Below are 22,918 nucleotides of genomic sequence, written 5' to 3' on the forward strand. Positions count from 1 at the left end.
GACGGCTCACCCCCGCCGGCCGTACCGTCGTTCCGGGCGGCCGGCGGCGCCGTAGCGGAGGGAGACGGTGGCGGTGCCGGTGGCGTGGAAGTGTTCCAGGTAACGCCGGGCGCTGACGCGGGAGATGCCGGTTACGGCGGCGCACTCGGCGGCTGAGAGGGTGCCGGGTGTGTCGCGGAGGGCGCGTTCGACGAGGTCGGCGGTCTCGACGCTCAAACCCTTCGGCAGCCGAGTGCTCACGGTGGGGAGGAGGCTCCCGGACAGGACGCGGTCGATGTCCGCCTGGTCGCGCACCACCGCCGTGAGCAGACGGCCGCGCCGGACGGCGTACCGCTCCAGACGGGGGTGCAGGTCCTCGAAGTCGAAGGGTTTGAGGAGGTAGTCGACCACGCCCTGGCGTACGGCGCCGCGCACGGTGTCGGCCTCGCGGGCGGCGGTGATGACCATGACGTCGCAGTCGTGCCCGGCACCGCGCAGTCGCGGGATGAGGTCCAGGCCGAAGGTGTCCGGCAGATAGAGGTCGAGCAGGACCAGGTCGGGGCGGAGTGCCTCGACCGCCGCGACGGCCCGCTCGCCGGTACCCGCCGTGCCGACGACCCGGAAACCGGGCACCCGGTCGACGAAGGTCCGGTGGACCCGGGCCACCATGAAGTCGTCGTCGACGACGAGGACATCGATCACGTCGGACACTGCGGTCATCGGGCCGCTCCTTCCGCCACCGCTTCGACGGGGTGGCTCACGGACATGCGCGCGGTGAACTCGGCGCCGTCGGGAGTGTTGGTGACCGTGATCTCCCCGCCACGGCGCTCGCAGACGAGCCGCGTCAGCGCGAGCCCGATGCCCCGCTCGCCCTCCGCGGCCGCCTTGGTGGTGAAGCCGTGGGTGAAGACCTCCTGGGCCAGTTCGGGCGCGACCCCAGGGCCCGAGTCGCGCACCGCGATCTCCACACTGGCCGCGTCCTGCCGCAGCGCGACCTCGACCCAGGCCTCGTGGCCGCCGGGTCCGGCCCCGGCGGCGGCGTCGACCGCGTTGTCGACCAGGTTGCCGACGACGGTGGCCACGTCGGCCGCGTCCTCCGGAGCCAGCCGGCCGAGAGCCGTGCTGTCCGAGATCCTCAGCGTGACCTTCCGCTCGGCGGCGAGGGAGGACTTCGCCATGAGGAGCGCGGCGACGGCCGTGTCCCGCACCCGGCGGCCGATCGTCATGTCCAGGGACTGGCGGCGCCGGGTCAGTGTGCGGATGTAGCGCACCACCTCGTCCTGTTCACCGATCTGGATCAGCCCGGAGATGGTGTGCAGTTGGTTGGCGAACTCGTGGGCCTGGGCCCGCAGCAGCTCGGACGAACTGCGGAAGGAGCCGATCTCCCGTTCCAGCCGGGCCAGTTCGGTCCGGTCGCGCAGTGTGGTGACCGAGCCGAGCGGACGGCCGTCCTTCGTGACGGTCATCCTGTTCATCACCAGGACGCGGCCGTTGCGGACCACGACCTGGTCGTGCCGGCCCGCCATGTCCCGCCCCGTTCCAGTGAGTACGTCCCGCAGCCGGCCCTCGATGCCGAGGTCGGCCAGCGTCCTGCCCACGCACGCCTCGGGCAGGTCGAGCAGCCGTCTGCCCACCTCGTTCACGAGGGTGACGCGCTGCTGCGGGTCGAGGGCGACCACCCCCTCCGCGATCCCGTACAGCATGGCCTCCCGGTGCTCGGCCAGCCCGGCGATCTCCCGCGGTTCCAGTCCGAGGGTCTGCCGCTTGACGCGCCGCGCCAGCAGCCAGGAGCCCGCCAGCCCGAGCCCGCTGGCGATGCCGAGATAGGCGAGGAGGTACGAGGACGCCCCGCCGAGCCGCTGCCACACCGTCGGGGACCGCTCTCCGATCATGACGATGCCCAGGGTGCGCCCCAGGTCGCCACTGGTCGCGCCCAGCACCGGCACCTGGGCCACCAGCTCATGGCCGCCGTCCCAGGTGACCTCGCCGGACCAGCCCCGGCCCCCGGTGACACCCGGCCCCAGCGGCAGCGGGTCGCCGATGACCGTCGGATCGGTCGAGGTGACGGCGCGCCCGGAGGCGTCGGCGACGGTCACGGAGGTGACCCCGGACTGCACCAGGGTGGAGTGCAGCAACGGGCCCAGCGTCTGTTCCGGCGCAGGACGGGGCAGTTGGTTGCGTACGAGTGGATTGGCGGCCAACTGCTCGGCCAGCGCACCGACCCGGCGGCCCTCGACCCGGTTGAAGGTGGCCTCCGACTGGGCCAGCGAGACCGCCGCGACCGCCAGCAGCACCACCACCACGATGGCGAGCTGGAGCACCAGCATCTCGCCCGCGAGGGTGTGGCGACGGAAGGTGGCGACCACGACGAACTCACATCTCTGCTGCTGACACGACCGGGCGGTTCCTGTGACGGGTCGCACCATCATGACCTCCGTCCGACCACCGCGAAAGAGCCGGTGGCACGCGGCCGTCGGACGGTTCAGGAGGCGGCGGTACGGCCGCGGACGACGAGCTTCCTCAGCAGCGGCCACACCAGCAGGAGCGCGATCACCGCGTAGACCGTCACCGAGAACGGTGTGTTGACCAGTCCCGTGACGCTGCCGTCGCTGATCTGCAGGGCACGTCGCAGCTGTTGCTCGGCGTTCGGGCCGAGGATGACGCCGATGACGGCGGGCAGCACCGGCAGGCCGTAGCGCCGCATGCCGAAGCCGATCAGCCCGATGATCAGCAGGATCACCAGGTCGACGACCTCGCCGCCCACCGCGTACGCGCCGACCGCGGCGAAGAACAGGATCCCCGCGTACAGGTACGGCCGGGGGATGCGCAGCAGTTTCGCCCACACCGGAGCCAGCGGCAGGTTGAGCGCGAGCAGCAGCACCATGCCGACGAACAGGGACGCGATCAGGCCCCACACCAGCTCGGGCTCCCGCTCGAACAAGAGGGGTCCGGGCTGGATGCCGTACTGCTGGAAAGCGGCCAGCATCACCGCCGCGACCGCCGTCGTGGGCAGGCCCAGGGTCAGCATCGACACCAGGGTGCCCGCGGCCGACGCCGACGCCGCCGACTCCGGTCCCGCGACGCCCTCGATCGCGCCCTTGCCCCAGTCGTCCTTGTGCTTCGACAGACGCTTCTCCGTGACGTACGACAGGAACGTGGGGATCTCCGCGCCCCCGGCCGGGATCGCGCCGAACGGGAAGCCGATGAACGGGCCGCGCAGCCACGACTTCCAGGTCCGTCGCACATCGTCACGGCCGAGCCACGGCCGGCCCACCGGTATCGGCTCGCCCTGGCCGCGGCGCAGATGGGCCGCCACCCACAGGGCCTCGCCGATCGCGAACAGTCCGACCGCCACGATCACCACGTCGATGCCGTCGGCGAGTTGGAGCGAGCCGAAGGTCAGGCGCTGCTGGCCGGTCATCTGGTCCAGGCCCACCAGACCGAGCGTCAGCCCGATCAGCAGGGACGCGAGCCCCCTGATCCGGGACGAGCCCAGCACCGACGTCACCGCGATGAACGCCAGCACCATGATGGCGAAGTAGTCCGGGGCACCGATGTCCACCGCCAGCTTCGCGACCGCCGGAGCGAGCGCGACCAGCAGGACCGTACCGACCATGCCGCCCGCGAAGTGCCCGATGGCGGCCGCCGCCAGAGCCTGTGCGCCGCGCCCCGACTTCGCCATCGGGTGGCCCTCCATGGCCGCGACCACGGCCGCGCTCTCACCGGGGGTGTTGAGCAGGATCGAGGTGGTCGAGCCGCCGAACATGGCGCCGTAGTAGATGCCCGCGAACATGATGAACGCGGCGATCGGATCGAGTCCGTACGTCACCGGCAGCAGCAGCGCCACCGCCATCGCCGGGCCGATGCCGGGCAGGACGCCGATGGCGGTGCCGAGCAGCACGCCGAGCGCCGCCCACAGCAGGTTCAGCGGGGTGAGCGCGGTCCCGAAGCCGTCCAACAGGGAGTTGAGGGCGTTCATGTCACAGCGCTCCCATCAGCGGGCCGCCGGGCAGCGGTACCCCGAGCAGGTTGTTGAAGACGGTGTAGGTGACCAAGGAGAGGACGGCCGCGATGAGCGGGTCGCGGTCGATCCGGCGGCTGCCGAGCGCGAAGGCGGCACCCCAGAACAACAGCGCCCCCGCCACGGGGAAGCCGAGCGGCTCGATGAGGACGGCGGAGCCCAGGAAGACTCCTGCGAGCAGCAGCACCGTACGCCAGTCGGCGGGTTCGGACAGGTCGACGTCCTCGCCGCCCTCGGCTTGTCCTCGGCCGCCGCGCAGGACGTCGAGGGCGAGCAGGGCGGCGACCACCAGCAGACCCGCGCCGACGACGACCGGCACGGTCCTCGGTCCGACGGGACCGCGTTGCGCGATGTCGACGTCCATGGTGAGGGCGTCGGTCAGGACCAGCACCCCGAGAGCCAACAGCAGGACACATAGGCCGAGTTCGGAGTGCTCGCGCATCCATGAGGAGCGCTTCGCGGTCTCGGCCTCGGGAACGGCGGAGGCGGTCACAGGCCGAGCTCCTTCAGTACGGAGACCACGCGCTTGTCCTGGGCGGCCAGGAACGCGCCGAACTTCTCACCGGTCAGGAAGGCGTCGTCCCAGCCGTGTTGCCGCAGGGACTTCCGCCACTCGGGCGAGTCGTGCAGCTCCTCGACCAGGCGGGTGAGCTTGTGGCGCTCGGCGTCGGACAGGCCCGGCGGGGCGACGATGCCGCGCCAGTTGGTGAAGTCGACGTCGTACCCCGACTCCTTGAGGGTGGGGGCGTCGAGCTCGTCGACCCGCTCCGGGCCGGTGACCGCGAGGACCCGCAGCTCGCCGGCCTTGATCTGGTCGAGGTACTCGCCGACGCCGGAGACCCCGAAGGCGACCTTGCTGCCGAGGATCGAAGCGAGCAGTTCGCCACCGCCGTCGAAGGGGATGTAGTTGACCTCCTTCGGGGCGATCCCGGCGGCCCGCGCCATCAGCATCGGCGCGAGGTGGTCCGGCCCACCGGGCGACGAACCGCCGCCCACCGGCAGCTTCCCGGGGTTCTTCCTCCAGGCCTCGATGAGCTCGTCGACCGTCCTGTACGGGGAATTCTTGGCGACCACGACGACGTCCTGCTCCTCGGTGAGCCGGGCGATGGGGGTGGTGTCGGCGAGGGTCTTCGGCGCGTGGTTGGAGCGGACGGCGCCGACCACGCCGAGTCCCATCGACATCGCGAGCTTGCCGTTGCCGTGTTCGCTGACCAGCCGGCTCAGACCGACGGTGCCGCCGGCGCCCGGCAGGTTGAACACCTCGATGTTGTGCGTGAGTCCGGCGTCCTCGGCGTTCTTCGCGGCGGTGCGGGCCGTGATGTCGTATCCGCCGCCGGGGGAGTTGGGGACCATGAAACGCAGGCCAGGGATCCGTGTGCCGCTGTCGGCACCGTCGCCCGCGGTGAGCAGGGGCGGTCCCGCGAGCACGAGGGCGACCGCCGTGAGCAGGTTGAGGGGGGTGCGCAGACGCATGTGAGTCACCGCCTTTCGAGGTGCTGGGGTGGCCCACATGGTGCCCGCGGGCAAATCCGGCTGTCTCGCTTCGGTAAGCAAGGGAGGTTGTGGTCTTTGCGATCACATGACCTTCCCTTGGGGTGCGGCTGTCACTTCACCAGGCCGGCGACGAACTCGTCCTGTCGCTCGAGGTATCTCCGGAAGGCCTCGCCGGTGAGGAAGACGTCGTCCCAGCCGTGCCGGGTGAGTTCGGTCCGCCACGCGGGGGAGTCGTGCAGCGCGGTCAGGGCGTCGATCCAGCGCTTCTCGTCCCGGTCGCTGATGCCGGGCGGCGCGACCACGCCCCGCCAGTTGTGGAAGACCAGGTCGACACCGCAGGCCTTGAGGGTCGGGACGCCCGGCAGAGCACGCACCGGCCGCTCGCTCGTGACCGCGAGGACCCGGAGCCGGCCGGCCTCGATCTGGCCGAGGAACTCACCGAACCCGCTGGTGGCGAAGTCGACCTTCCCGTCCAGGAGGGCGGGCAGCAGGTCGCCTCCGCCGCCGTCGTAGGGCACGTAATGAACCCGTTCCGGCGCGATGCCGACCGCCCGGGCCAGTTCCACGGGCAGCAGGTGGTCGGGCCCGCCCGGGGCGGAGCCGCCACCCACGGACACATGACCGGGGGCCGCGCGCCAGGCGGTGACGAGCTCGTCGATCGTCCGGTACGGCGAGTCGCTCCGTACGACCACGGCACCCGCCTCCTCGATCAGCCGGGCCAGGGGCGTGGTCCGGGCGACGGTCGCCGTGGAGTGCAGGACGTGCGACGCCCCGACGACTCCCAGGCCCATCTGCAGAGCCAGCGTGCCGTTGCCCCGCTCGTTGACGATGCGTTGCAGGCCCACGGTGCCGCCGGCGCCCGGCAGGTTGAAGACCTGGACGTCCGGTGCGATCCCCGCTTCCTGGAGCACTCGGGCGGTGGTGCGGGCCGTGGTGTCGTAGCCGCCGCCGGGAGTGTTGGGAACCATGATCCGCAGCTCCTGGCCGGGCTGCTGCCCGCCGCCCGGCCAGCCACCGCAAGCGCTCACGACGAGCAGGGCCGACGCGGCGGCGACGGCACCCCGTACGGCACGCGCCCGACCCTCCACACCGCCTCACTCCCCGTCGGCACACCGATGTCACGAGTGTGCGGCTCCCCGCGCGAGCGGCCCCACTTGTGTCCGCAACGCAGGTTGAGTTCGTTGTGGTCGCCGTCATCGGTCCAGGCCGCAGACAGCCTCGGCGGCCGTGAGCCACCCGAGGTACCAAGCGGCGAAGTCCAGCGGAGAGCCGTCGGCGTCGCGCATCGGGTGCAGATCCGTGCCGTCGCAGCGCGGGTCACGCCACATCCGTCCGCGCTCCGAGCCCGTGACGACCAGCCAGACCATCAGCCCGCAGCCCTCATCGCACAGACACAGCGCCCCAGCAGTGGAGCGAGGGTCGTACTGCACCTCGGCCGGACGCTCCTCCCACACGTCGAAGGCCGCGTCGAGATCGGCGAGGTCGTCGAACTGCTCCCTGAACGGCCGCTCAGCCAGGATCCCTGCCGCTGCCACCGGGTCCGCCCCTCCCGGGAACAGCTCGGCGAGCATGTCCGGCTCGACCTCCTCAGGAAGGTCGCCGACCCAGCGCCAACCGCCGACGCCCTCGCGCCGCACCGGAAGGACGCCGTAGGCCGGGCCGGCGCCGCCGGCTCCGACATGCATCAGGAACGAGCGATAGTCCTCGGGCAGCTCAACACCCGACCACGCTTCGAGATCGGCCACCTCGGAGGCCGTCAGAGGCGGATCGAGCGCGAATCCGTGCCCCATCGCCCCGAACACCTTGTCGCTGCCCGGCACCGCGGCCAGAGCCAGAACCCGCTCGCGTACCCCGGTCCAGTCGGTCATGGTGCCCGACCCTATCGACGGCCGCCGACACTCGGACCGGGAATGCGCCCCGCACCCGGGAGGCGGACGGGCGTCACCGACGCTGAGACCGATTGATCGCGAGCCGGGTGGCCGCCCGCGCATTGGGCGGCCAACGCGTCACCGCCCGCGGACCAGTCCGGCCAGGTAGCGCCACAGCGACGACCGTGGCCTCTCCGTGGCGTCGAGGGCCGGAGCGTCACCGATGGAGGGCGGGGCGGCGGGCAGGGGCGGCACTCCCGCGGGCGGGGCGGCGGGCGGGTTCGCGAGGGAGTAGCGGACGGGCAGCGAGCGCAGGCCGCGCATGAAGGGGGAGGAGCGCCAGGGGAGTTGGTCGACGGGCAGCGAGAGCTCCAGACCCGACAGGCGCTCGATCAGCCGGCTCACCCCGATCGCCGCCGTGGTGGTCGCCAGCTCCCTGGCCGGGCACTGGCGCGGCCCGGCGCCCCAGGCCAGGTGCGCCCGGGTGCTGATGGTGGACGCGGGGCAGACGTTGTCCGAGAAGGCCGGGTCGGCGTGCGCGGCACCGACGGACACCCACACCGGGTCGCCCGCCGCGAGGGTGTAGTCGCCCAGCCGGGTGTCGGCCACGGGGAACCGCGGCACGAAGTTGATCAGCGGCGGCTTCTGCATCACCACCCGGTTCATGGTCTCCCTGATCATCCCCGCCGACAGGCTGGCCCGCGTCGAGGCGTTCCCGCTGATCACCTCGACGACCGTGTTGGAGATCAGGATGCCGACATGGTCCGAGGTCATGCCGAGCAGCATCATCAGCTCCCGGGCCAGCTCCTCGACACCGAGGCCGGGGTGGGCGGCGAGCAGATACGACGGGAAGTCGTCGCCCGGCTCCTTCATCTTCAGCGCGCCGAGGTCCGCAAGGGCCGCCAGCAGCCGCTCCAGGGCGGGCCCGGCGTCGGGGCCGGCGTCCAGCACGCGCCACATGTCCATCAGCGCGTCGTCGTTCTGGGAGCCGGGAAAGCCGAGCAGATGACTGGCGACCATCAACGGCAACGGCCGCGAGAACTGGGCCGACAGGTCCGCCCAGCCGGTGCCGCCGCCCTGGGACAGCAGCGTGATCAGCTCGTCCGCGTCGCGGGCGATGCTCGCCCTGAGCTGCCGGGCCCGCGGGTTGCGCGGGTCCTGGAAGGGCCGCAGAGCCGCGTCCCACGCGGCCCGCAGACCCCGGTGGCCCTCTCCACCCTGGATGAGCACGTGGTTGACGTCGAGCGACGGGGCCAGCGGCCAGTCCTCCGGGACCCTCCCCTCCTCACGGGCCCGCCAGTTCTCCAGTCCCTTGGGCCAGGCGTCGTCGTCCCGGAGGACCTCCAGCGACTCCTCGTAGCCCAGGACCAGCCAGACGGGGACGCCCAGCAGGTCGACCGGCGCCACCGGACCGTGCGTACGGCGCAGGCGCTCGTAGACGAGGGCCGGGTCGCGTTCGTAGTCCCGGGTCATGAGCGGCTCCAGGCTCAGTGACTCCAGCGGCTCGTGAGGGGCTGTCGGCCCGCTGCTCGGATGGGACCCCATGACTTCCTTTCCTACGACGGGCGCTGCTCCGGGCTGGACGCTCCGTGTACGTGACGGCCCCACAGAGTAAAGATGATCGCCCGCGGCGCTCGAACAGCGGGTCCGACATGACTGAACCCACCAGTAACCGCAGCGGTCCCGTGGGACGCGCACCACCCGGACGGGCCGGTTCGCTGGTGGACCGGCGGGGGCGGTGGTGCCGTGGACAGGAGAGCGCTCACGGGCTCCTTCCCGCATCGGGGAGCGCCCCCGCTACGGAGGTCACCGCATGGCCCAGCGCAGCAACCCCCGCAGGACACCGGACCGCGACCGGTCCACCCTCACCCACAAGATCGGATACGCCCTGCTGCACCCCGGCCGTGTCGCCCCGTACCTGCGCCGCGCCACCCGGGACACCTGGCTGCGCCTCAGACATCCCGACCACGTCGGCTACTACCGGGCGGTGATGGCCGGGGACACCCGCCGCGACCCGGAGGCCGCCGTCGGCAGCAGGTCCCACGAACGGTGGCTGGCCCTCGGACAGATGCAGTTCGACTACCTCGTCGAACACGGCCTCGCCCCCGAACACCGGATGCTCGACATCGGCTGCGGAAACCTGCGTGGCGGCTGGCGCTTCATCGACTACCTCGCCCCGGGCCACTACTACGGCATCGACATCTCACCCGACATCCTCATCGCCGCCAAGAGGACACTCACCGAGCGCCGCCTCCAGGACAAGCTGCCGCACCTGACCCTCACCGGCGACCTCACCCTGGACTTCCTCCCCGACGACCACTTCGACGTCGTCCACGCGCACAGCGTCTTCTCCCACTCCCCGCCGCACGTCATCGAGGAGTGCCTCGCCCACGTCGGCCGGGTCCTGACCGAGAAGGGTTTCTTCGACTTCACCTTCGACCGCACCGAGGGCACCGAACACCAGGTCCTGCACGAGGACTTCTACTACCGGGCCGAGACCCTCCTGTCCCTCGCCCGCGGGCACGGCTTGTACGCGCGCCTCATGGACGACTGGGAGGAGCGGCCGCACGGCCAGTCGAAGATCCGCGTGAGCCGTTCCGCGCTGCCGGGCGAAGCGGTGTGACCGAGGTGAGGGCCGGGCGGGGGCGGCTCGGGGGCGGCTGGTGTTCTGGCAGCTCGTGGGTGGTCGTCGTGCCGCGGGCTCGGCTTGTACGCGCGCCTCATGGACGACGGGGAGGAGCGGCCGCACGGCCAGTCGAAGATCCGCGGTGAGGGCCGGACGGGGCGCCGGTGCTCAGGCCGCCGTCGGCCGGTACGACGCGCAGTAGGCGTCGGTGTCCAGGTCCACGTTGCCGGCCCGCAGTTCATAGCGTGCGCGCAGTACGGAGGCGGCCTGGTCGCGGGGGACCGCGGTGAGGCCGAAGTGCTGACGGGCGTACTCGAGGACGTCGTCGACGGTCACCCGGCCGCGCAGCACCCGCTCGCCGCCGGCGCGCAGATCGGCCCGCAGACGGGCGATCACCTCCCTGCGCCGCACGGTGATGGCGATGTCGGCGGCGACACCCAACTGTGCGCGCAGGTGACGTGCGTGTCGTGCGGACAGTTCCCGAGTCGTGCGGCCGCGCCGGCGCACCAAGCTCCTCATCCCAACCCCTCATGGCTCAGCGCCGTCCGGGTGGTGACCGACGACGCGTGTGATGACCTGTCACGCCCGAATACCCGGACACCCGACGTTCAGACGTCGGATCACGGGGTCGCGTGGGAGAACGGCGGCGGGCCCCGGGTGGACGACGCCGACGTGCGGGGAGACGTGACTGTGGGTCGGATGGGATCCGTGCATAGATCCCTGATCACAGCGGCGCGCCGCTTCCGACTGCGCACGACGGGCCTACTGGTCGCCGTGCTCGCGTTCGTCCTGCCCCTGACCGCCACCCCCTCGGCGGCCGACCACCGCCCGGTCCGCGCCTCCCCGGCCGACCACCGCCCGGTCCGCGCCTCCCCGGCCGGTCAGGTCCCGGTCCGTGGCTCGGCCTACATGGGCATGGGGGTCCTGACCCACGACGGGTGGTCCGGCACGCCCGGCCGGGCCCGGGCCACCCTCACCGAGGGTGTCGACGTGGCCAGCTACCAGGGCTCCGTCGCCTGGTCGACCCTCTGGGGCAGCGGCGTCAAGTGGGCCTACTCCAAAGCCACCGAGGGCACCTCGTACCGCAATCCGTCCTTCGCCCAGCAGTACGGCGGCTCCTACGACATCGGCATGATCCGCGGCGCCTACCACTTCGCGACCCCGGACACCGCGAGCGGCGCCACCCAGGCCGACTACTTCGTCGACCACGGCGGCGGCTGGTCCGCGGACGGAAAGACCCTGCCGGGCGCCCTCGACATGGAGTGGAACCCCTACGGGGACGCCTGCTACGGCAAGTCGCAGAGCGGGCTCGTCAGCTGGATCCGCGACTTCCTGAACCGCTACAGGGCCCGCACCGGCAGGGACGCCGTGATCTACACGGCGACGAGCTGGTGGACCACCTGCACCGGGAACTACGGCGGCTTCGCCGCCACCAACCCGCTGTGGATCGCCCGGTACGCCTCCGACGCGGGCACCCTGCCCGCGGGCTGGAGCCACTACACGATGTGGCAGTACACCTCGACGGGCCGCACGGTCGGCGACCACGACGCCTTCCGGGGAGCCCCCCAGGACCTGCGGGCCCTCGCCATCGGCTGACCCGCGCGCAGGTCCGCAAACCTCGCGCCACCGGGACGCGCCGGAAATTCACGCGAACGGCCCGCCCACCGGGACGTGGCGGCGATGGTGCGGTGCGCTGGAAGCATCGCCGTCAAGGGAGGCGCGTCGTGTACGAGATGTGCGTAGGTCCGCAGACAGGAAGCTCCGATCTGGTGTGGCACGTGGTGGCCCGGCACGCGAGAAGCAGTCTCTGCGGAGTGGAGCTTTCCGCAACGGGGCCCGGCGGGGCCGACACCGACCGCCACTGTCTGACCTGCATGGCCCACTTCCAGCAGTTGCTGAACGCCGGGGGCGACCACCGGACGGGATGACATGAACCCATGCCCGTGGTGAGAGGATCACGGGCATGGACACCCCCCGCCGCAACAACGTCACCGTCACGGGCAACCCGACGGGACCGGTCGTCGTCCTGGCCCACGGGTTCGGCTGCGACCAGAACATGTGGCGGCTCACCGTGCCCGCCCTCGTGGACACCCACCGGGTGGTGCTCTTCGACTACGTCGGCTCGGGCCGCTCCGACCCGTCCGCCTTCAGCGAGGACCGCTACTCATCCCTGGACGGCTACGCCCAGGACGTGGTGGAGGTGTGCGAGGCACTCGACCTGCGGGACGCCGTGTTCGTCGGGCACTCGGTCAGCGCCATGATCGGCGTCCTGGCCGCGGGGCGGGCCCCGGAGCGCATCGGCTCCCTGGTGATGGTCGCGCCCTCGCCCCGCTACCTCGACGACGAGGGCTACCGCGGCGGATTCAGCTCCGAGGACATCGACGAACTGCTGGCGTCCCTGGAGGCCAACTATCTGGGCTGGTCGGCCGCGATGGCCCCGGTGATCATGGGGAACGCGGAACGGCCCGAACTCGGCGAGGAGCTGACCAACAGCTTCTGCGCCACCGACCCGGACATGGCCCATGTCTTCGCCCGCACCACCTTCCTGTCCGACTCCCGCGAGGATCTGAAGACGGTCACCGTGCCGACACTGATCCTGGAGTGCGTGCAGGACGCCATCGCCCCGCGCGAGGTGGGGGCGTTCGTGCACGCGGCGATCCCGGGTTCCCGGCTGGTCACCCTGGACGCCACCGGCCACTGCCCGCACCTGTCCGCACCCGAGGCCACCAACGAGGCGATCACCCGGTTCCTCGCGGACCTGCGGTGATGTGCCGAGTCGGGCAGGTGCCAGACCCGCACGAATCGGACGACGACGCGGCGGACGCGGTCTTCGCCTCGCTGCTGGAGGACAGTGCCGAGGAGTTGTACGAGACCGCCCCGTGCGGCTATCTGTCCACGCTGATGGACGGCACGATCGCGAAGATCAACGCCACCCTCCTCGGCTGGCTCGGCCTCACCCAGGACGACGTCGTCGGGCGCATGCGCTTCGCCGACCTGCTCACCGTGGGCGGCAGGCTCTACCACGAGACCCACTTCGCCCCGCTGCTGCGCATGCAGGGCGAGATCGGCGGCATCGCCCTGGAGATCAAGGCCGCCGACGGCACCCGCATGCCCGTGTTGGTCTCCTCGGCCCTGAAGTACGGCTCCGAGGGCCAACCGCTCCTGATCCGCACCACCCTGTTCGACGCCGGGGACCGGCGCGCCTACGAGGAGGAACTCCTGCGCGGCCGGAAGGCCGCCGAGCAGGCCCGGCAGCAGGCGGAGGCCGACCGCGCCCGGCTCCAGCAGGCGTTCGCCGTCCTGCAACGCAGCCTGCTGCCCGACACACTCCCCGCCGTGCCCGGTCTGGAGACCGCCGCCTACTACCACACGGCCTCGCCCGACCGCCTCGGCGGAGACTTCTACGACGTCTTCGCCCTCGACGGCAAACAGTGTGCCTTCTTCCTGGGCGACGTGTGCGGCAAGGGCCCCGAGGCCGCCGCCGTCACCTCGCTCACCCGCTACACCCTGCGCGCGGCGGCCCTCCACGACCCCGACCCGGTCGCCGCCCTGAACACGCTGAACACCGTGCTCCACGAGCGCTACACCGGCAGCGATCCGCGTTACTGCACCGCGATATTCGGCACCCTCGAACCCGACCGGGACAGCGGCCGGGTCACCGTGTCACTGGCCTCCGGAGGCCACCCTCCGGCCCTGGTCCTGCGGGCCGACGGCGACAGCGAGTTCCTGCCCACCCCCGGCGGGCTCCTGGTGGGCATACTGCCCACGGCGCGTTTCACCCCGGTCACCACCACACTGGCCCCGGGCGACACGCTGCTGCTGTACACCGACGGCCTCACCGAAGCCCGTACCGGGCCCGACCGCGCGCTGTACGGCGACGACGCCCTGCGGGAGTTCGCCACCCGCCACGCCGGCGCCCCGCCGAAGGACGTGGTCAAGGCGCTGACCGAGTTGCTGAACGCGTTCGGCGACGGTCTGGACGACGACACCGCCCTCCTCGCCCTGGGAGCCCCTTCCTCCGTCCCGATCCACTCCGACCCCACGACGAAGACAACGCCATGAGCCTGCTGAAGATCACTCCAAGAGACGCCGCCACCGGTCCGGTACTGGAGATCGGCGGAGAACTCGACTACTCCAACGCCTCCGAACTGCGCGACCGGGTCGCCCGGTTCACCCTCGACCCCGGTCAGTGTCTGATCCTCGACCTGGCCGGTCTCGAGTTCTGCGACTCCAGCGGCATCACCGCCCTGATCGCCGCCCGCAACCACGCCACCGCCGCCGGCGCCGACGTCGCCCTGACCGGCGTACCGGCGAACACGATGCGCATCCTGCGCATCGTCGGCCTCGACCAGATCTTCACGATCCACTGAACGAGCCGATCTTGGGCAGACGGAGGAGGTGATCTTCACGTCCGTCCCAAGAGGGGGTTCATCACCGTGGCCGCACCTGCGCGTCGTACACCGCCCGCGTACCGTCGGCGAGCGTTCGACCTGCGCTCGACAGCTTTCTTCTTCGTCCTGCTCGCCCTGGTGGTGAGCATCCTGGGATTCGCGGCCCGCACGGTGGCCGATACCGTGGAGCGACATCCCGGCTGGGCGTTCGTCCTGGCCCTGCTGGGTGTGGCGGCCGTCGCCGGCCTCGGGCGCCGCCTGCACCTGGCGAGAGCGGCACGACGGGCCGCGACCGCTCTCGACGAGGCGGCGACGCAGGCGGCCGACGCGCTGGAGACCGCGGCCGTTCCCCGTCAGCGCGTGGCCGAGGGCATCGACATCGACTACGACGCCCTGGACCCCGAGGAGTTCGAGGCGGCGATCGCCTTCCTCTGCGAGCGGGACGCGTGTTCCGCCGTGGAGGTCGTCGGAGGTGCCGGGGACCTGGGCGCCGATGTCGTGGCCGTGTCCCCCGAGGGGTGGCGGATCGTCATCCAGTGCAAGCGCTACGGCGACTCCCACCGGGTCGGCTCCCAGGACATGCAGCGCTTCGGCGGCACCTGCTTCACCGTCCACGAGGCCGATGTCGCCGTCCTCGTCACCACCAGTGACTTCACCGCGCCGGCGGTGGAGTACGCCGAGCAGTGCGGGATCGTCTGTGTGGACCGGCAGGACCTGCTGGCCTGGGCCGACGGAAGCGGGCCACGGCCCTGGGAGACCGCCGGGGCCGCCCGGGCAGTCGAGGCCCGCTGACGTCACCCCCTCAGCGCTGGAAGGGCAGCGTCCAGCAGTTGGACGTGGTGGGTTCGCCCTCCAGGCGGTCGGTGAGCCAGGAGATCGCCGCGCTCTGGTCGGTGATGAGCGGGGCCATGTGGTTGGTGAGGAGCCGGTCGCCGAGGTTGGGCAGGTCCACGGCCTCGTAGGTGATGTCGCCACCCTTGCGGCACCAGTCCACGGCCAGTTGACGGGCCTGGCCGTGCGGAACGATGTCGTCCTGGATCCCGGTGGCCAGCCGGACCGGCCCGGTCGGCTTGAGCGTCCCGATGCGCTGCCGGTCGAGGACGGCCTGGGCGCGGGGCTCGGCGGCGATGATGTCGGCGACCGACTTGCCGCTGGTCGTCCACGCGGTGCTGTTGGCGAAGCCGTAGCCCAGGATCGCGTCGCCCACGCACATGGTCGACATGTCGGCGAGGGCCTTGCGCCCGGCGTCGTTTATGTTCGCGTCGACGACACTGCGCAGATCCGGGTACGCCTGGGCGAACCCGTTGATCGACCAGCCGAGGGCCCCGGCCAGGGCGCTCCCGTCGATCCCCTTCATGACGGCGGTCAGATCGGCGGGCGGCGCGCCCGAGTAGGTCCCGGCGATTTGGATGTCGGGCGCGTACGTCGGCTGCAGTTCGGCCGCCGAGGCGGTGGCGCCGCCGCCCTGGCTGTAGCCGTAGAGGGCGACCCGGGAGGCGGGGGCGAGGGAGGTGGCGGGCAAGGCACGCGCCGCACGGACGGCGTCCAGCACCGCGTGGCCCTGGTCCAGGCGGTTGACGTAGGTGTGCAGACGGTCGGTGGCGCCGAGGCCGACGTAGTCGGTGACGACGACGGCCGCTCCGGTGGCGAGGAGACGGTAGATCGCCAGATTCTCGTAGCCGATGGACGCGGTCTGCTCGGTGAGGGTGAGCGGGTGCTCCAGGGCGAACGAGGGTGCGCACTGGTCACCCTGCCCCATGGTCCCGGAGGCCATCGCGACCAGGGGCCGGGGCCCGTCGCCCTTCCAGTCGGCCGACGGCTCGATGTAGGCGCCGGTCACGGCCACGGCCCGGCCGTCGGCGTCGGTGGACTTGTACATCAGGCGGGTGGCGGTGCCCGGCAGGGGGCGGCCGTCGAGGCCGGGCAGCGAGAGCCCGAGGGGGAGGGGCTCCTGGCGGATCAACGTGCCGTTGGTCGCGGGAAGCTGGGTGGGTGGCGTGTAGAAGGCGGGGATGGTGACCCCCCGGGACACGACGGGTTCGGCGACCGTGGCGGCGTCGGCCGGGGTCGCGTCGACGCAGAGACATGCCATGGCGGCGACCGCGGCTGCGGTCAGACGGCTGAACGTGGAAGGCGGACGTGCTGTGTAGCGGCTCACAGTTCACTCCTCGCGCTGCTCCGGTGTTGGGTGCGCGAAAAACTAGCACTGCTTGTTACCGCCGGTTACATACTGGAAAGTAACACTGGGGTAACTATGTGGGCGATCAAGTGCGTGGCGTAGGGAAAGGAGATGGGTTTTCACCCGCGAGAGTGATAGAGGCACTTGACTCCCCGTAGGACGGCATGCCGACGTCCGGCTCGGGCAGAACCCCTGCGCCTGTCCACGCCAGGGCAATGGAGGAGCCGTATGCCGGCCGACCCCGTCTTCACCGCCGCCCCCGTCTTCACCGGCGACTTCGCCTCGCCGCGGCAATGGGTCGCGGGGCGCTCGTGGGCCTATCCCGATGGTGGACCCGTCAACCCGGGCGACAACAAGCTGGATCACCTGGTCGCCGACCCCGCCTACTGCCGCAGCGGGACGTTCCGGGCGACGCGCCGCCCCGACGGCCTGTGGGACACCGGGCTGCTGACCACCGAGGACAGCGAGGAGGGGTTCCTCGTCCGCACCGGGGACCTGCTGCGGACGCGGGTGCGCCTGCCCACCGAGATGGGCGCGTGGCCGGCGATCTGGACCTGGCGCGACGGCGATCAGGAGATCGACGTCTTCGAGTACCACCCGGACAACCCGGACCTGCTGGAGCTCTCCAACCATGTGCGCGGCGGTCACCTCTACCGCCGCGACGAAGCCGTCCGCCCCGGCGGCTGGATCGACCTCGGCGTGGAGTTCGGTGCCCGACACGTCGTGTGGACACTGAACGGCACACCCTTCTGCAGGGACCGACACGGCGTGGGACGCGACTGGCACGCCTACCTCATCGTCAACCTCTCCGTGTGCGCGGGCCGCTACCACCCGCCACCCGACCCCGACGTCACGGAGATGTCGTTCGAGGTCGCGAGCCTGACCGTGCACCGCCCGCAGCATGGGTCGGACGTCCAGGGGCTCCGCGAAGTCCCGCCCTGCCCATGACGCCCGGCACCTGCCCCCTGCTTCGAGGGCGGGTGCCTGGGCTCACCGCACCGGGCGAACACCCGCGTACGCCGAGTACGACGCTGAACACCGCAAACAGGGCTTCTGGGCGCGGGCGTCGGTACGGCCGGCCGGATGGCCCGCCCGCCGCTGCGAGACGGCTCCGAGGGGAAACGTCCACTACGCGTCGGCCCCCTCGGAGGAGGCGGGCGGCCCACCGGGTCCTTCCGCACGTCACGGCCGACACCCCGGTATCCCGAAGGACCCCCGGCCCGCTGGGATCACACGCCTAGGGTCGTGGCTCACGCGTACGGGCCTCCTCGAGGAGCTCGCGTACGGCTTCCAGCGCGGCCGCCCGGTCTTCCGGGACCAGTCCGACGCGGGTGCGCCGGTCCAGCAGGTCCGCCTCGTCGAGGGCTCCCTCGTGCCGGATGGCCCACAGCAACTCGGCCCGGGTGGCGGGGTGTCCGGGCAGCAAGCGGTCGTCGAGGCGGGGGTCGCGGGCGGCGAGCGCCTGGACGGCCGGTGCCTCGGTCCCGTAGCGCCGCAGGAGGCGTGGGGCCGCCGGCAAGGTGTCGAGGACGCGCGGGGGTGCGGCGCCGACCAGGGGGAGGCGGGCGGTGCGGCACGGGGCCGCGTCGAGGCGCGCCGCGGTCACCGCGGCGTCGACCGCGTCCTGGGCCATGCGCCGATACGTGGTGAGCTTGCCGCCGACCACGGTGACGATCCCGTCGGGCGAGGTGATGACGGCGTGTCGGCGGGAGATGTCGGAGGTGCGGCGCGTGTCCTCCGCCTGGCCCGCCGGAGTGAAATCCAGGAGGGGGCGCAGCCCCGCGAACGCGCCCACCACGTCGGACCGGTGGACCGGCGTGGTCACGACGGAGCCGAGCACGTCGAGCAGGAAGCCGATGTCGGTCTCCGGCGCCTCCGGAACGTCGGGGACCTCGCCGTCGACGGGCTCGTCGGTGAGTCCGACGTAGACCCGGCCGTCGCCCTGGGGGAGCACGAGGACGAAGCGGTTGCTCTCGCCCGGGATCGGGATGTGCAGGCCCGTGGGCAGGGAGCCGAGGTGCTCCGAGCGCAGCACGATGTGTGTGCCGCGCGAGGGCCGCACCCGGATGCCGTCCACCAGCTCGCCCGCCCACACCCCCGAGGCGTTGACCACCACGCGAGCCCGTATCTCCCCTGACTCGCCGGTGAGTTCGTCGCGCACCACGGCACCGGAGCCGGTGAGCCGCAGCACCCGGACCCGGGTGAGGACGCGCGCGCCGTGCGCCGCGGCGGTGCGGGCGAGGGCGATCACCAGGCGGGCGTCGTCGGTGACCCGCCCGTCCCAGGACAGCAGCCCCCCGCGCAGACCGTCGGCCCGCACCGACGGGGCGAGGCGCCGGGCCTCCGCCGTGGAGAGCCGGCGCGGCGCGGGCAGGGTGGCCCGGGCCGTGCGCGCGGCCAGCCGCAGGGTGTCGCCGGCCCGGAAGCCGGCCCAGGCCAGGGCCGCCTGGCCCCGGGGGACCAGCGGGGTGAGGGGCAGCAGGAACGGCTGGGCGCGCACCAGATGGGGCGCCGTGCGCTCCATCAGCACCCCGCGCTCCACAGCGCTCTCGTGCGCCACGTCCAGCTGGCCGGAGGCGAGGTAGCGCAGTCCGCCGTGGATGAGCTTGGAGCTCCAGCGGGAGGTGCCGAAGGCCAGATCGTGGGCGTCGACGGCGACGACGGACAGACCGCGGGACGCCGCGTCCAGCGCGCCCCCGGCGCCGGTCGCGCCGAGTCCGACGACGAGGACGTCCACATCCGTGCCGCCCACGCTGTCGGCGAGTTCGCGCGAGCGGCGGGCGGTGGACAGCGACGACCCGCGGACCGGGGGAGTGGTGGCGGCGCTCATGGGGTGAGGATCCTCTCCAGGATGGTCCGCAACTCGGCGAGGAACGCGGCGCTGTCCAGATCGGCGTCGTCCTCATCGGTCATGGTCCGCAGCGACAGGGTGAAGGACTGCACGATCAGCAGCAGGGAACGGGCCTGCCGTTCGGCGTGACCGGGCCGGACCGATCCGTCGGCGTGTCCCTCCCGCAGGTCGCCCGCCAGCAGCTCCAGCAGCGCTTCCTGGCTGGCCCCGCGACGGTCCAGGACGTAGGGCAGGAGCAGTTCGGGGTCGACGTCGACGATCTTGCGGAAGAGCGGGTGGGCGCGGAAGGCCTCCACGCCGGCCACGAGTCCGTCGACGACGAGGGAGCGCGCGTCCGTCCCCGGGCGGCGCCCGGGCCTCGCGCGGGTGGCCACCTCGACCCACTCGCGGGTCATCAGATCGCCGACCAGGGAACGCACATCGGGCCAGCGCCGGTAGATCGTCATGCGCGAGACACCCGCGCGGCGGGCCACGTCGGTCAGCGTCGTACGGCGGACTCCCACGGCCAGGACACAGTCGCGCACCGCGTCGAGCACCACGTCGCTGTCCGAGTTGTTGTGACGAATAGGCGTCATGTGTCACAGTGTAACTGCCGGTGAGTCCGGGCGATGTGCTTCTCCCGCACCGGCCGCACAGGAGACGGCAATCCCGACATCGACCCGTGAGGACGCAGGCCATGGACATGCTGTGGAGCGGCTGGGGCGACCCCGCCAGGGCGACGCCGCTGCCGGACACGGTGATCGGGCTTCTGCGCGATCTGCTCGGCGTGAAGCCGTACGGCGCCGAGCCGGTCGCCCTGGAGGAGATCGCCGTACCCGAACCCGCCCTCGATCCCGGCGCACTGCGCGCGCTGCTCGTCGCCGTCGGCGGCCGCGCGGAGCGCCTGCGGACCGACGCCGAGACACGGGTCCGCCACACGCGCGGCAAGTCCACGCCCGACCTGCTGCGCATCCGCCGCGGCGACGTAGACGACGTCCCCGCCGCCGTGATCCTCCCGGACAGCCACGACGAGGTGCTCGCGGTACTGGCGGCCTGCGCCGAACACGGCCTGGCCCTGGTGCCGTTCGGCGGCGGCACCTCGGTCGTCGGAGGCCTCACCCCCGGCCGGCGCGGCGACTTCGTCGCCCTGGACCTGCGTCACATGGACCGACTGCTCGCCCTCGACCCGGTCTCCCGCACCGCCATCCTGGAACCGGGGCTGCGCGCCCCTCAGGCCGAGGCGCTGCTCGCCGAGCACGGCTTCACCCTGGGGCACTTTCCCCAGTCCTACGAGTGGGCCACGATCGGTGGTTTCGCCGCGACCCGCTCCAGCGGACAGGCCTCCGCGGGCTACGGACGTTTCGACGAGATGGTCCTCGGCCTGACTTTGGCCACCCCGCGGGGCACGATCGACACCGGCCGCGCCCCCCGCTCGGCCGCCGGACCCGACCTGCGCCAGCTGATCCTGGGCTCCGAGGGAGCGTTCGGCGTCATCACCTCCGTAACCGTAAGGATCCGGCCCGTCCCGCGGAGCCGCGTCTACGAGGGCTGGCGCTTCGCCTCCTTCCAGGAGGGCGCCGACGCGCTGCGCAGGCTCGCCCAGGACGGACCGCGCCCGACCGTGCTGCGGCTGTCCGACGAGGCCGAGACCCTCGTCGGCCTGGCCCAGCCCGACGCCATCGGCTCCGCCGCCGAACAGGCCGCGGGATGCCTGGCGATCGCCGGCTACGAAGGCACCCCCGAGGACACCGCCCACCGCCGTGAGCACGCAGCCGCCGTACTGCGCGACTGCGGCGGCATCCATCTGGGCGCCGAACCGGGGGAGAAGTGGGCCCACGGCCGCTACTCGGCTCCCTACCTGCGGGACGCGCTGCTCGACGCGGGCGCCTTCGCCGAGACGCTGGAGACCGCCACCTTCTGGTCCCGGATCCCGGAGCTGTACGCCTCCGTCCGTGAGGCGCTCACCGCGACCCTCGGCGAGGCCGGCACCCCGCCCCTGGTCATGTGCCACATCTCCCACGTCTACGACAACGGCGCCTCCCTGTACTTCACCGTCGTCTCCGCCCAGGGCGACGAGCCCCTCGCGCACTGGACGCGGGCGAAGCGCGCCGCCAACGAGGCGATCCTCGCCGCCGGGGGCACGATCACCCACCACCACGGGGTCGGCACCGACCACCGTGACGGGTACGTCCGCGAGGCCGGGCCCCTGGGCATCGAGTCCCTGCGAGCCGTGAAGCGACGGCTCGACCCCGCAGGAGTGCTCAACCCGGGTGTGCTGCTGCCCCTCGACTGACCCGACACCGTGTCAAGTCCTTCCTCTTCGAACGCCGTCAGCCGGAGGCCCACCGATGCGACAGTTCACCGCCGTCGTCAACCCCACCGCCGGCGGCTCCACCGGCGCCGCCGCGCTGCTCGCGATGGCCCGGCTGCTCAGGGAGGCGGGCGCTGAGCTGGAGACCGAGTACAGCCGCAGCCTGCGCCATGCGCAGGACGTCGCCCGGGACGCCGGGGAACGCGGGCGCGTGGTGCTGGCGGTCGGCGGGGACGGCATCGCCGGGGCCGTCGGCGGAGCCCTCAGCGGGACCGGTGCGACCCTCGGGCTGGTCCCGGCCGGCCGCGGGAACGACTTCGCCCGCGCCCTCGGGCTGCCCACGCAGGCGCCCGCCTTGGCCGAGGTGCTGCTGAGCGGCGAGCCGCGCCCGGTCGACACCGTCGAGGTGGAGTCGGCCGTCCACCACGGCACCGTCGTGCTCGGCAGCGTGTACGCGGGCGTCGACGCGGTCGCCAACCGGTACGCCAACCGGGCGAAGATGCTGCGGGGCGCCGCCGCCTACTACGCCGGCGGACTGCGGGCGGTCACCACGTGGCGTCCGGCCCACTACCGGGTGACCGTCGACGGCGAGGAACACGCGCACAGCGGCTACACGGTGGTGATCGCCAACTCCGGCTTCTACGGCTCGGGCCGGATCATCGCGCCCGGAGCCCGGGTCGACGACGGCCTGTTGGAGGTCGTGATGATCCGTGAGGCGCCGCGACGCCTGTTCTTCACCCTGATGAACGAACTGCGGACGGGAGCGCACGTGCGGCGGCCCGAGGTGCGGATCCTGCGCGGTCGGGAGATCCGCGTCGAGGCCGACCGCCCCGTGCCCTACGGCGCCGACGGCGAGGTCGAGGCCGCCCTCCCGGTCACGGCGCGGGTGTTGCCGGGAGCGCTCAGGGTGCTGTGCTGAGCCGGTGAGCCGCGGACACGGGCGGGCCCGTCGGCACCGTGCCGACGGGCCCGCCCGTGCTGTGTCGCTCCTGCCTACCAGCGGTACCAGCGGCCCCGGCGGCCGCCTGCCCCGGTGGGCCGGACCAGGAAGCCCACCAGCCAGAGCACCAACACGATGACGGCGATCCACCACAGCGCCTTGAGCGCGAAACCGGCGCCGAAGAGGACCAGGGCCAGGAGCAGAACAAGAATCAGGGGAACCATTTTATCAACCTCCGCCGGTTCAAGTGCCCCACATAACGGCCATCACGCACCCATA

General features: G+C 72.1%; 22 protein-coding genes. 9 read left to right on the forward strand and 13 right to left on the reverse strand.

All coding sequences use genetic code 11. The annotated features are described in order from the left end of the window. Nucleotides 1-6 precede the first annotated feature (6 nt). The 8 genes from IG99_RS31280 to IG99_RS31315 form a co-directional block, all read right to left on the reverse strand. Nucleotides 7-699: a response regulator gene (locus IG99_RS31280; protein WP_037679859.1), complete on the reverse strand. Its 693-nt coding sequence runs from the start codon at nucleotides 697-699 to the stop codon at nucleotides 7-9. Continuing rightward, complete coding sequence (locus IG99_RS31285) at nucleotides 696-2,345, reverse strand: sensor histidine kinase (RefSeq protein WP_037679860.1); 1,650 nt, start codon at nucleotides 2,343-2,345, stop codon at nucleotides 696-698. Before IG99_RS31285 ends, IG99_RS31280 begins: the two co-directional genes overlap by 4 nt. Before the next feature lie 116 nt (nucleotides 2,346-2,461). After that, the gene (locus tag IG99_RS31290) at nucleotides 2,462-3,958 is read right to left on the reverse strand and encodes a tripartite tricarboxylate transporter permease (protein ID WP_037679862.1); all 1,497 of its coding nucleotides are present in this window, start codon (nucleotides 3,956-3,958) and stop codon (nucleotides 2,462-2,464) included. Between the two features lies 1 nt (nucleotide 3,959). Beyond that, nucleotides 3,960-4,442, reverse strand: a complete 483-nt coding sequence (locus tag IG99_RS31295) for a tripartite tricarboxylate transporter TctB family protein (protein WP_078948017.1) — start codon at nucleotides 4,440-4,442, stop codon at nucleotides 3,960-3,962. 47 nt (nucleotides 4,443-4,489) lie between these two features. After that, nucleotides 4,490-5,473: a Bug family tripartite tricarboxylate transporter substrate binding protein gene (locus IG99_RS31300; RefSeq protein ID WP_037679865.1), complete on the reverse strand. Its 984-nt coding sequence runs from the start codon at nucleotides 5,471-5,473 to the stop codon at nucleotides 4,490-4,492. A gap of 131 nt (nucleotides 5,474-5,604) precedes the next feature. Beyond that, nucleotides 5,605-6,582, reverse strand: a complete 978-nt coding sequence (locus tag IG99_RS31305) for a tripartite tricarboxylate transporter substrate binding protein (RefSeq protein WP_037679867.1) — start codon at nucleotides 6,580-6,582, stop codon at nucleotides 5,605-5,607. A 105-nt stretch (nucleotides 6,583-6,687) separates the two neighbouring features. Further along, nucleotides 6,688-7,362, reverse strand: a complete 675-nt coding sequence (locus IG99_RS31310) for an SMI1/KNR4 family protein (RefSeq protein WP_037679869.1) — start codon at nucleotides 7,360-7,362, stop codon at nucleotides 6,688-6,690. Nucleotides 7,363-7,500: 138 nt separating this feature from the next. Next, a complete protein-coding gene (locus IG99_RS31315) occupies nucleotides 7,501-8,907 on the reverse strand; it encodes a cytochrome P450 family protein (protein ID WP_037679870.1) in 1,407 nt (468 codons plus the stop codon). Nucleotides 8,908-9,175: 268 nt separating this feature from the next. Between IG99_RS31315 and IG99_RS31320 the strand changes: the two genes are divergently transcribed. Then, nucleotides 9,176-9,985, forward strand: coding sequence for a class I SAM-dependent DNA methyltransferase (locus IG99_RS31320; protein ID WP_037679872.1), 810 nt, complete (start codon nucleotides 9,176-9,178; stop codon nucleotides 9,983-9,985). Between the two features lie 171 nt (nucleotides 9,986-10,156). Here IG99_RS31320 and IG99_RS31325 read toward each other — a convergent pair whose 3' ends face one another. Then, a complete protein-coding gene (locus IG99_RS31325; protein ID WP_158973276.1) occupies nucleotides 10,157-10,507 on the reverse strand; it encodes a hypothetical protein in 351 nt (116 codons plus the stop codon). A gap of 180 nt (nucleotides 10,508-10,687) precedes the next feature. Between IG99_RS31325 and IG99_RS31330 the strand changes: the two genes are divergently transcribed. From IG99_RS31330 to IG99_RS31355, 5 genes are all read left to right on the forward strand, one after another. Then, a complete protein-coding gene (locus IG99_RS31330; RefSeq protein WP_037679876.1) occupies nucleotides 10,688-11,584 on the forward strand; it encodes a lysozyme in 897 nt (298 codons plus the stop codon). Between the two features lie 367 nt (nucleotides 11,585-11,951). Beyond that, on the forward strand, nucleotides 11,952-12,755 hold the full coding sequence (locus tag IG99_RS31340) for an alpha/beta fold hydrolase (protein ID WP_037679880.1): 804 nt from the start codon (nucleotides 11,952-11,954) through the stop codon (nucleotides 12,753-12,755). Next, the gene (locus tag IG99_RS31345) at nucleotides 12,755-14,050 is read left to right on the forward strand and encodes a PP2C family protein-serine/threonine phosphatase (protein WP_037679882.1); all 1,296 of its coding nucleotides are present in this window, start codon (nucleotides 12,755-12,757) and stop codon (nucleotides 14,048-14,050) included. The genes IG99_RS31340 and IG99_RS31345 overlap by 1 nt, the downstream gene beginning before the upstream one ends. Next, nucleotides 14,047-14,358: an STAS domain-containing protein gene (locus IG99_RS31350; RefSeq protein ID WP_037679883.1), complete on the forward strand. Its 312-nt coding sequence runs from the start codon at nucleotides 14,047-14,049 to the stop codon at nucleotides 14,356-14,358. Before IG99_RS31345 ends, IG99_RS31350 begins: the two co-directional genes overlap by 4 nt. A 66-nt stretch (nucleotides 14,359-14,424) precedes the next feature. Continuing rightward, nucleotides 14,425-15,171: a restriction endonuclease gene (locus IG99_RS31355; protein ID WP_037679885.1), complete on the forward strand. Its 747-nt coding sequence runs from the start codon at nucleotides 14,425-14,427 to the stop codon at nucleotides 15,169-15,171. Between the two features lie 10 nt (nucleotides 15,172-15,181). On the opposite strand, the gene IG99_RS31360 is transcribed toward IG99_RS31355, so the two are convergent. Next, entirely contained in the window at nucleotides 15,182-16,471 is a 1,290-nt protein-coding gene (locus tag IG99_RS31360; protein ID WP_037680008.1) for a lipase family protein, read from the reverse strand. Between the two features lie 315 nt (nucleotides 16,472-16,786). Here IG99_RS31360 and IG99_RS31365 point away from each other — a divergent pair, with 315 nt between their 5' ends. Next, on the forward strand, nucleotides 16,787-17,506 hold the full coding sequence (locus tag IG99_RS31365) for a LamG domain-containing protein (RefSeq protein WP_051866108.1): 720 nt from the start codon (nucleotides 16,787-16,789) through the stop codon (nucleotides 17,504-17,506). A gap of 289 nt (nucleotides 17,507-17,795) precedes the next feature. Here the strand turns inward: IG99_RS31365 and IG99_RS31370 are convergent, their stop codons facing one another. Together IG99_RS31370 and IG99_RS31375 are read right to left on the reverse strand one after the other, a co-directional pair. Beyond that, entirely contained in the window at nucleotides 17,796-19,388 is a 1,593-nt protein-coding gene (locus tag IG99_RS31370) for a glycerol-3-phosphate dehydrogenase/oxidase (RefSeq protein WP_037679887.1), read from the reverse strand. Beyond that, a complete protein-coding gene (locus tag IG99_RS31375; RefSeq protein ID WP_037679890.1) occupies nucleotides 19,385-19,984 on the reverse strand; it encodes a TetR/AcrR family transcriptional regulator in 600 nt (199 codons plus the stop codon). The genes IG99_RS31370 and IG99_RS31375 overlap by 4 nt, the downstream gene beginning before the upstream one ends. 101 nt (nucleotides 19,985-20,085) lie before the next feature. Here IG99_RS31375 and IG99_RS31380 point away from each other — a divergent pair, with 101 nt between their 5' ends. Continuing rightward, the gene (locus tag IG99_RS31380; RefSeq protein WP_037679893.1) at nucleotides 20,086-21,681 is read left to right on the forward strand and encodes an FAD-binding oxidoreductase; all 1,596 of its coding nucleotides are present in this window, start codon (nucleotides 20,086-20,088) and stop codon (nucleotides 21,679-21,681) included. Nucleotides 21,682-21,736: 55 nt separating this feature from the next. After that, the gene (locus IG99_RS31385; protein ID WP_037679896.1) at nucleotides 21,737-22,618 is read left to right on the forward strand and encodes a diacylglycerol/lipid kinase family protein; all 882 of its coding nucleotides are present in this window, start codon (nucleotides 21,737-21,739) and stop codon (nucleotides 22,616-22,618) included. A gap of 74 nt (nucleotides 22,619-22,692) precedes the next feature. Here IG99_RS31385 and IG99_RS31390 read toward each other — a convergent pair whose 3' ends face one another. Next, on the reverse strand, nucleotides 22,693-22,863 hold the full coding sequence (locus tag IG99_RS31390; RefSeq protein WP_037679898.1) for a hypothetical protein: 171 nt from the start codon (nucleotides 22,861-22,863) through the stop codon (nucleotides 22,693-22,695). Nucleotides 22,864-22,918 lie beyond the last annotated feature (55 nt).

Origin of the sequence: Streptomyces griseus subsp. griseus (assembly GCF_000720255.1) — a bacterium.
Classification (GTDB): domain Bacteria; phylum Actinomycetota; class Actinomycetes; order Streptomycetales; family Streptomycetaceae; genus Streptomyces; species Streptomyces griseus_I.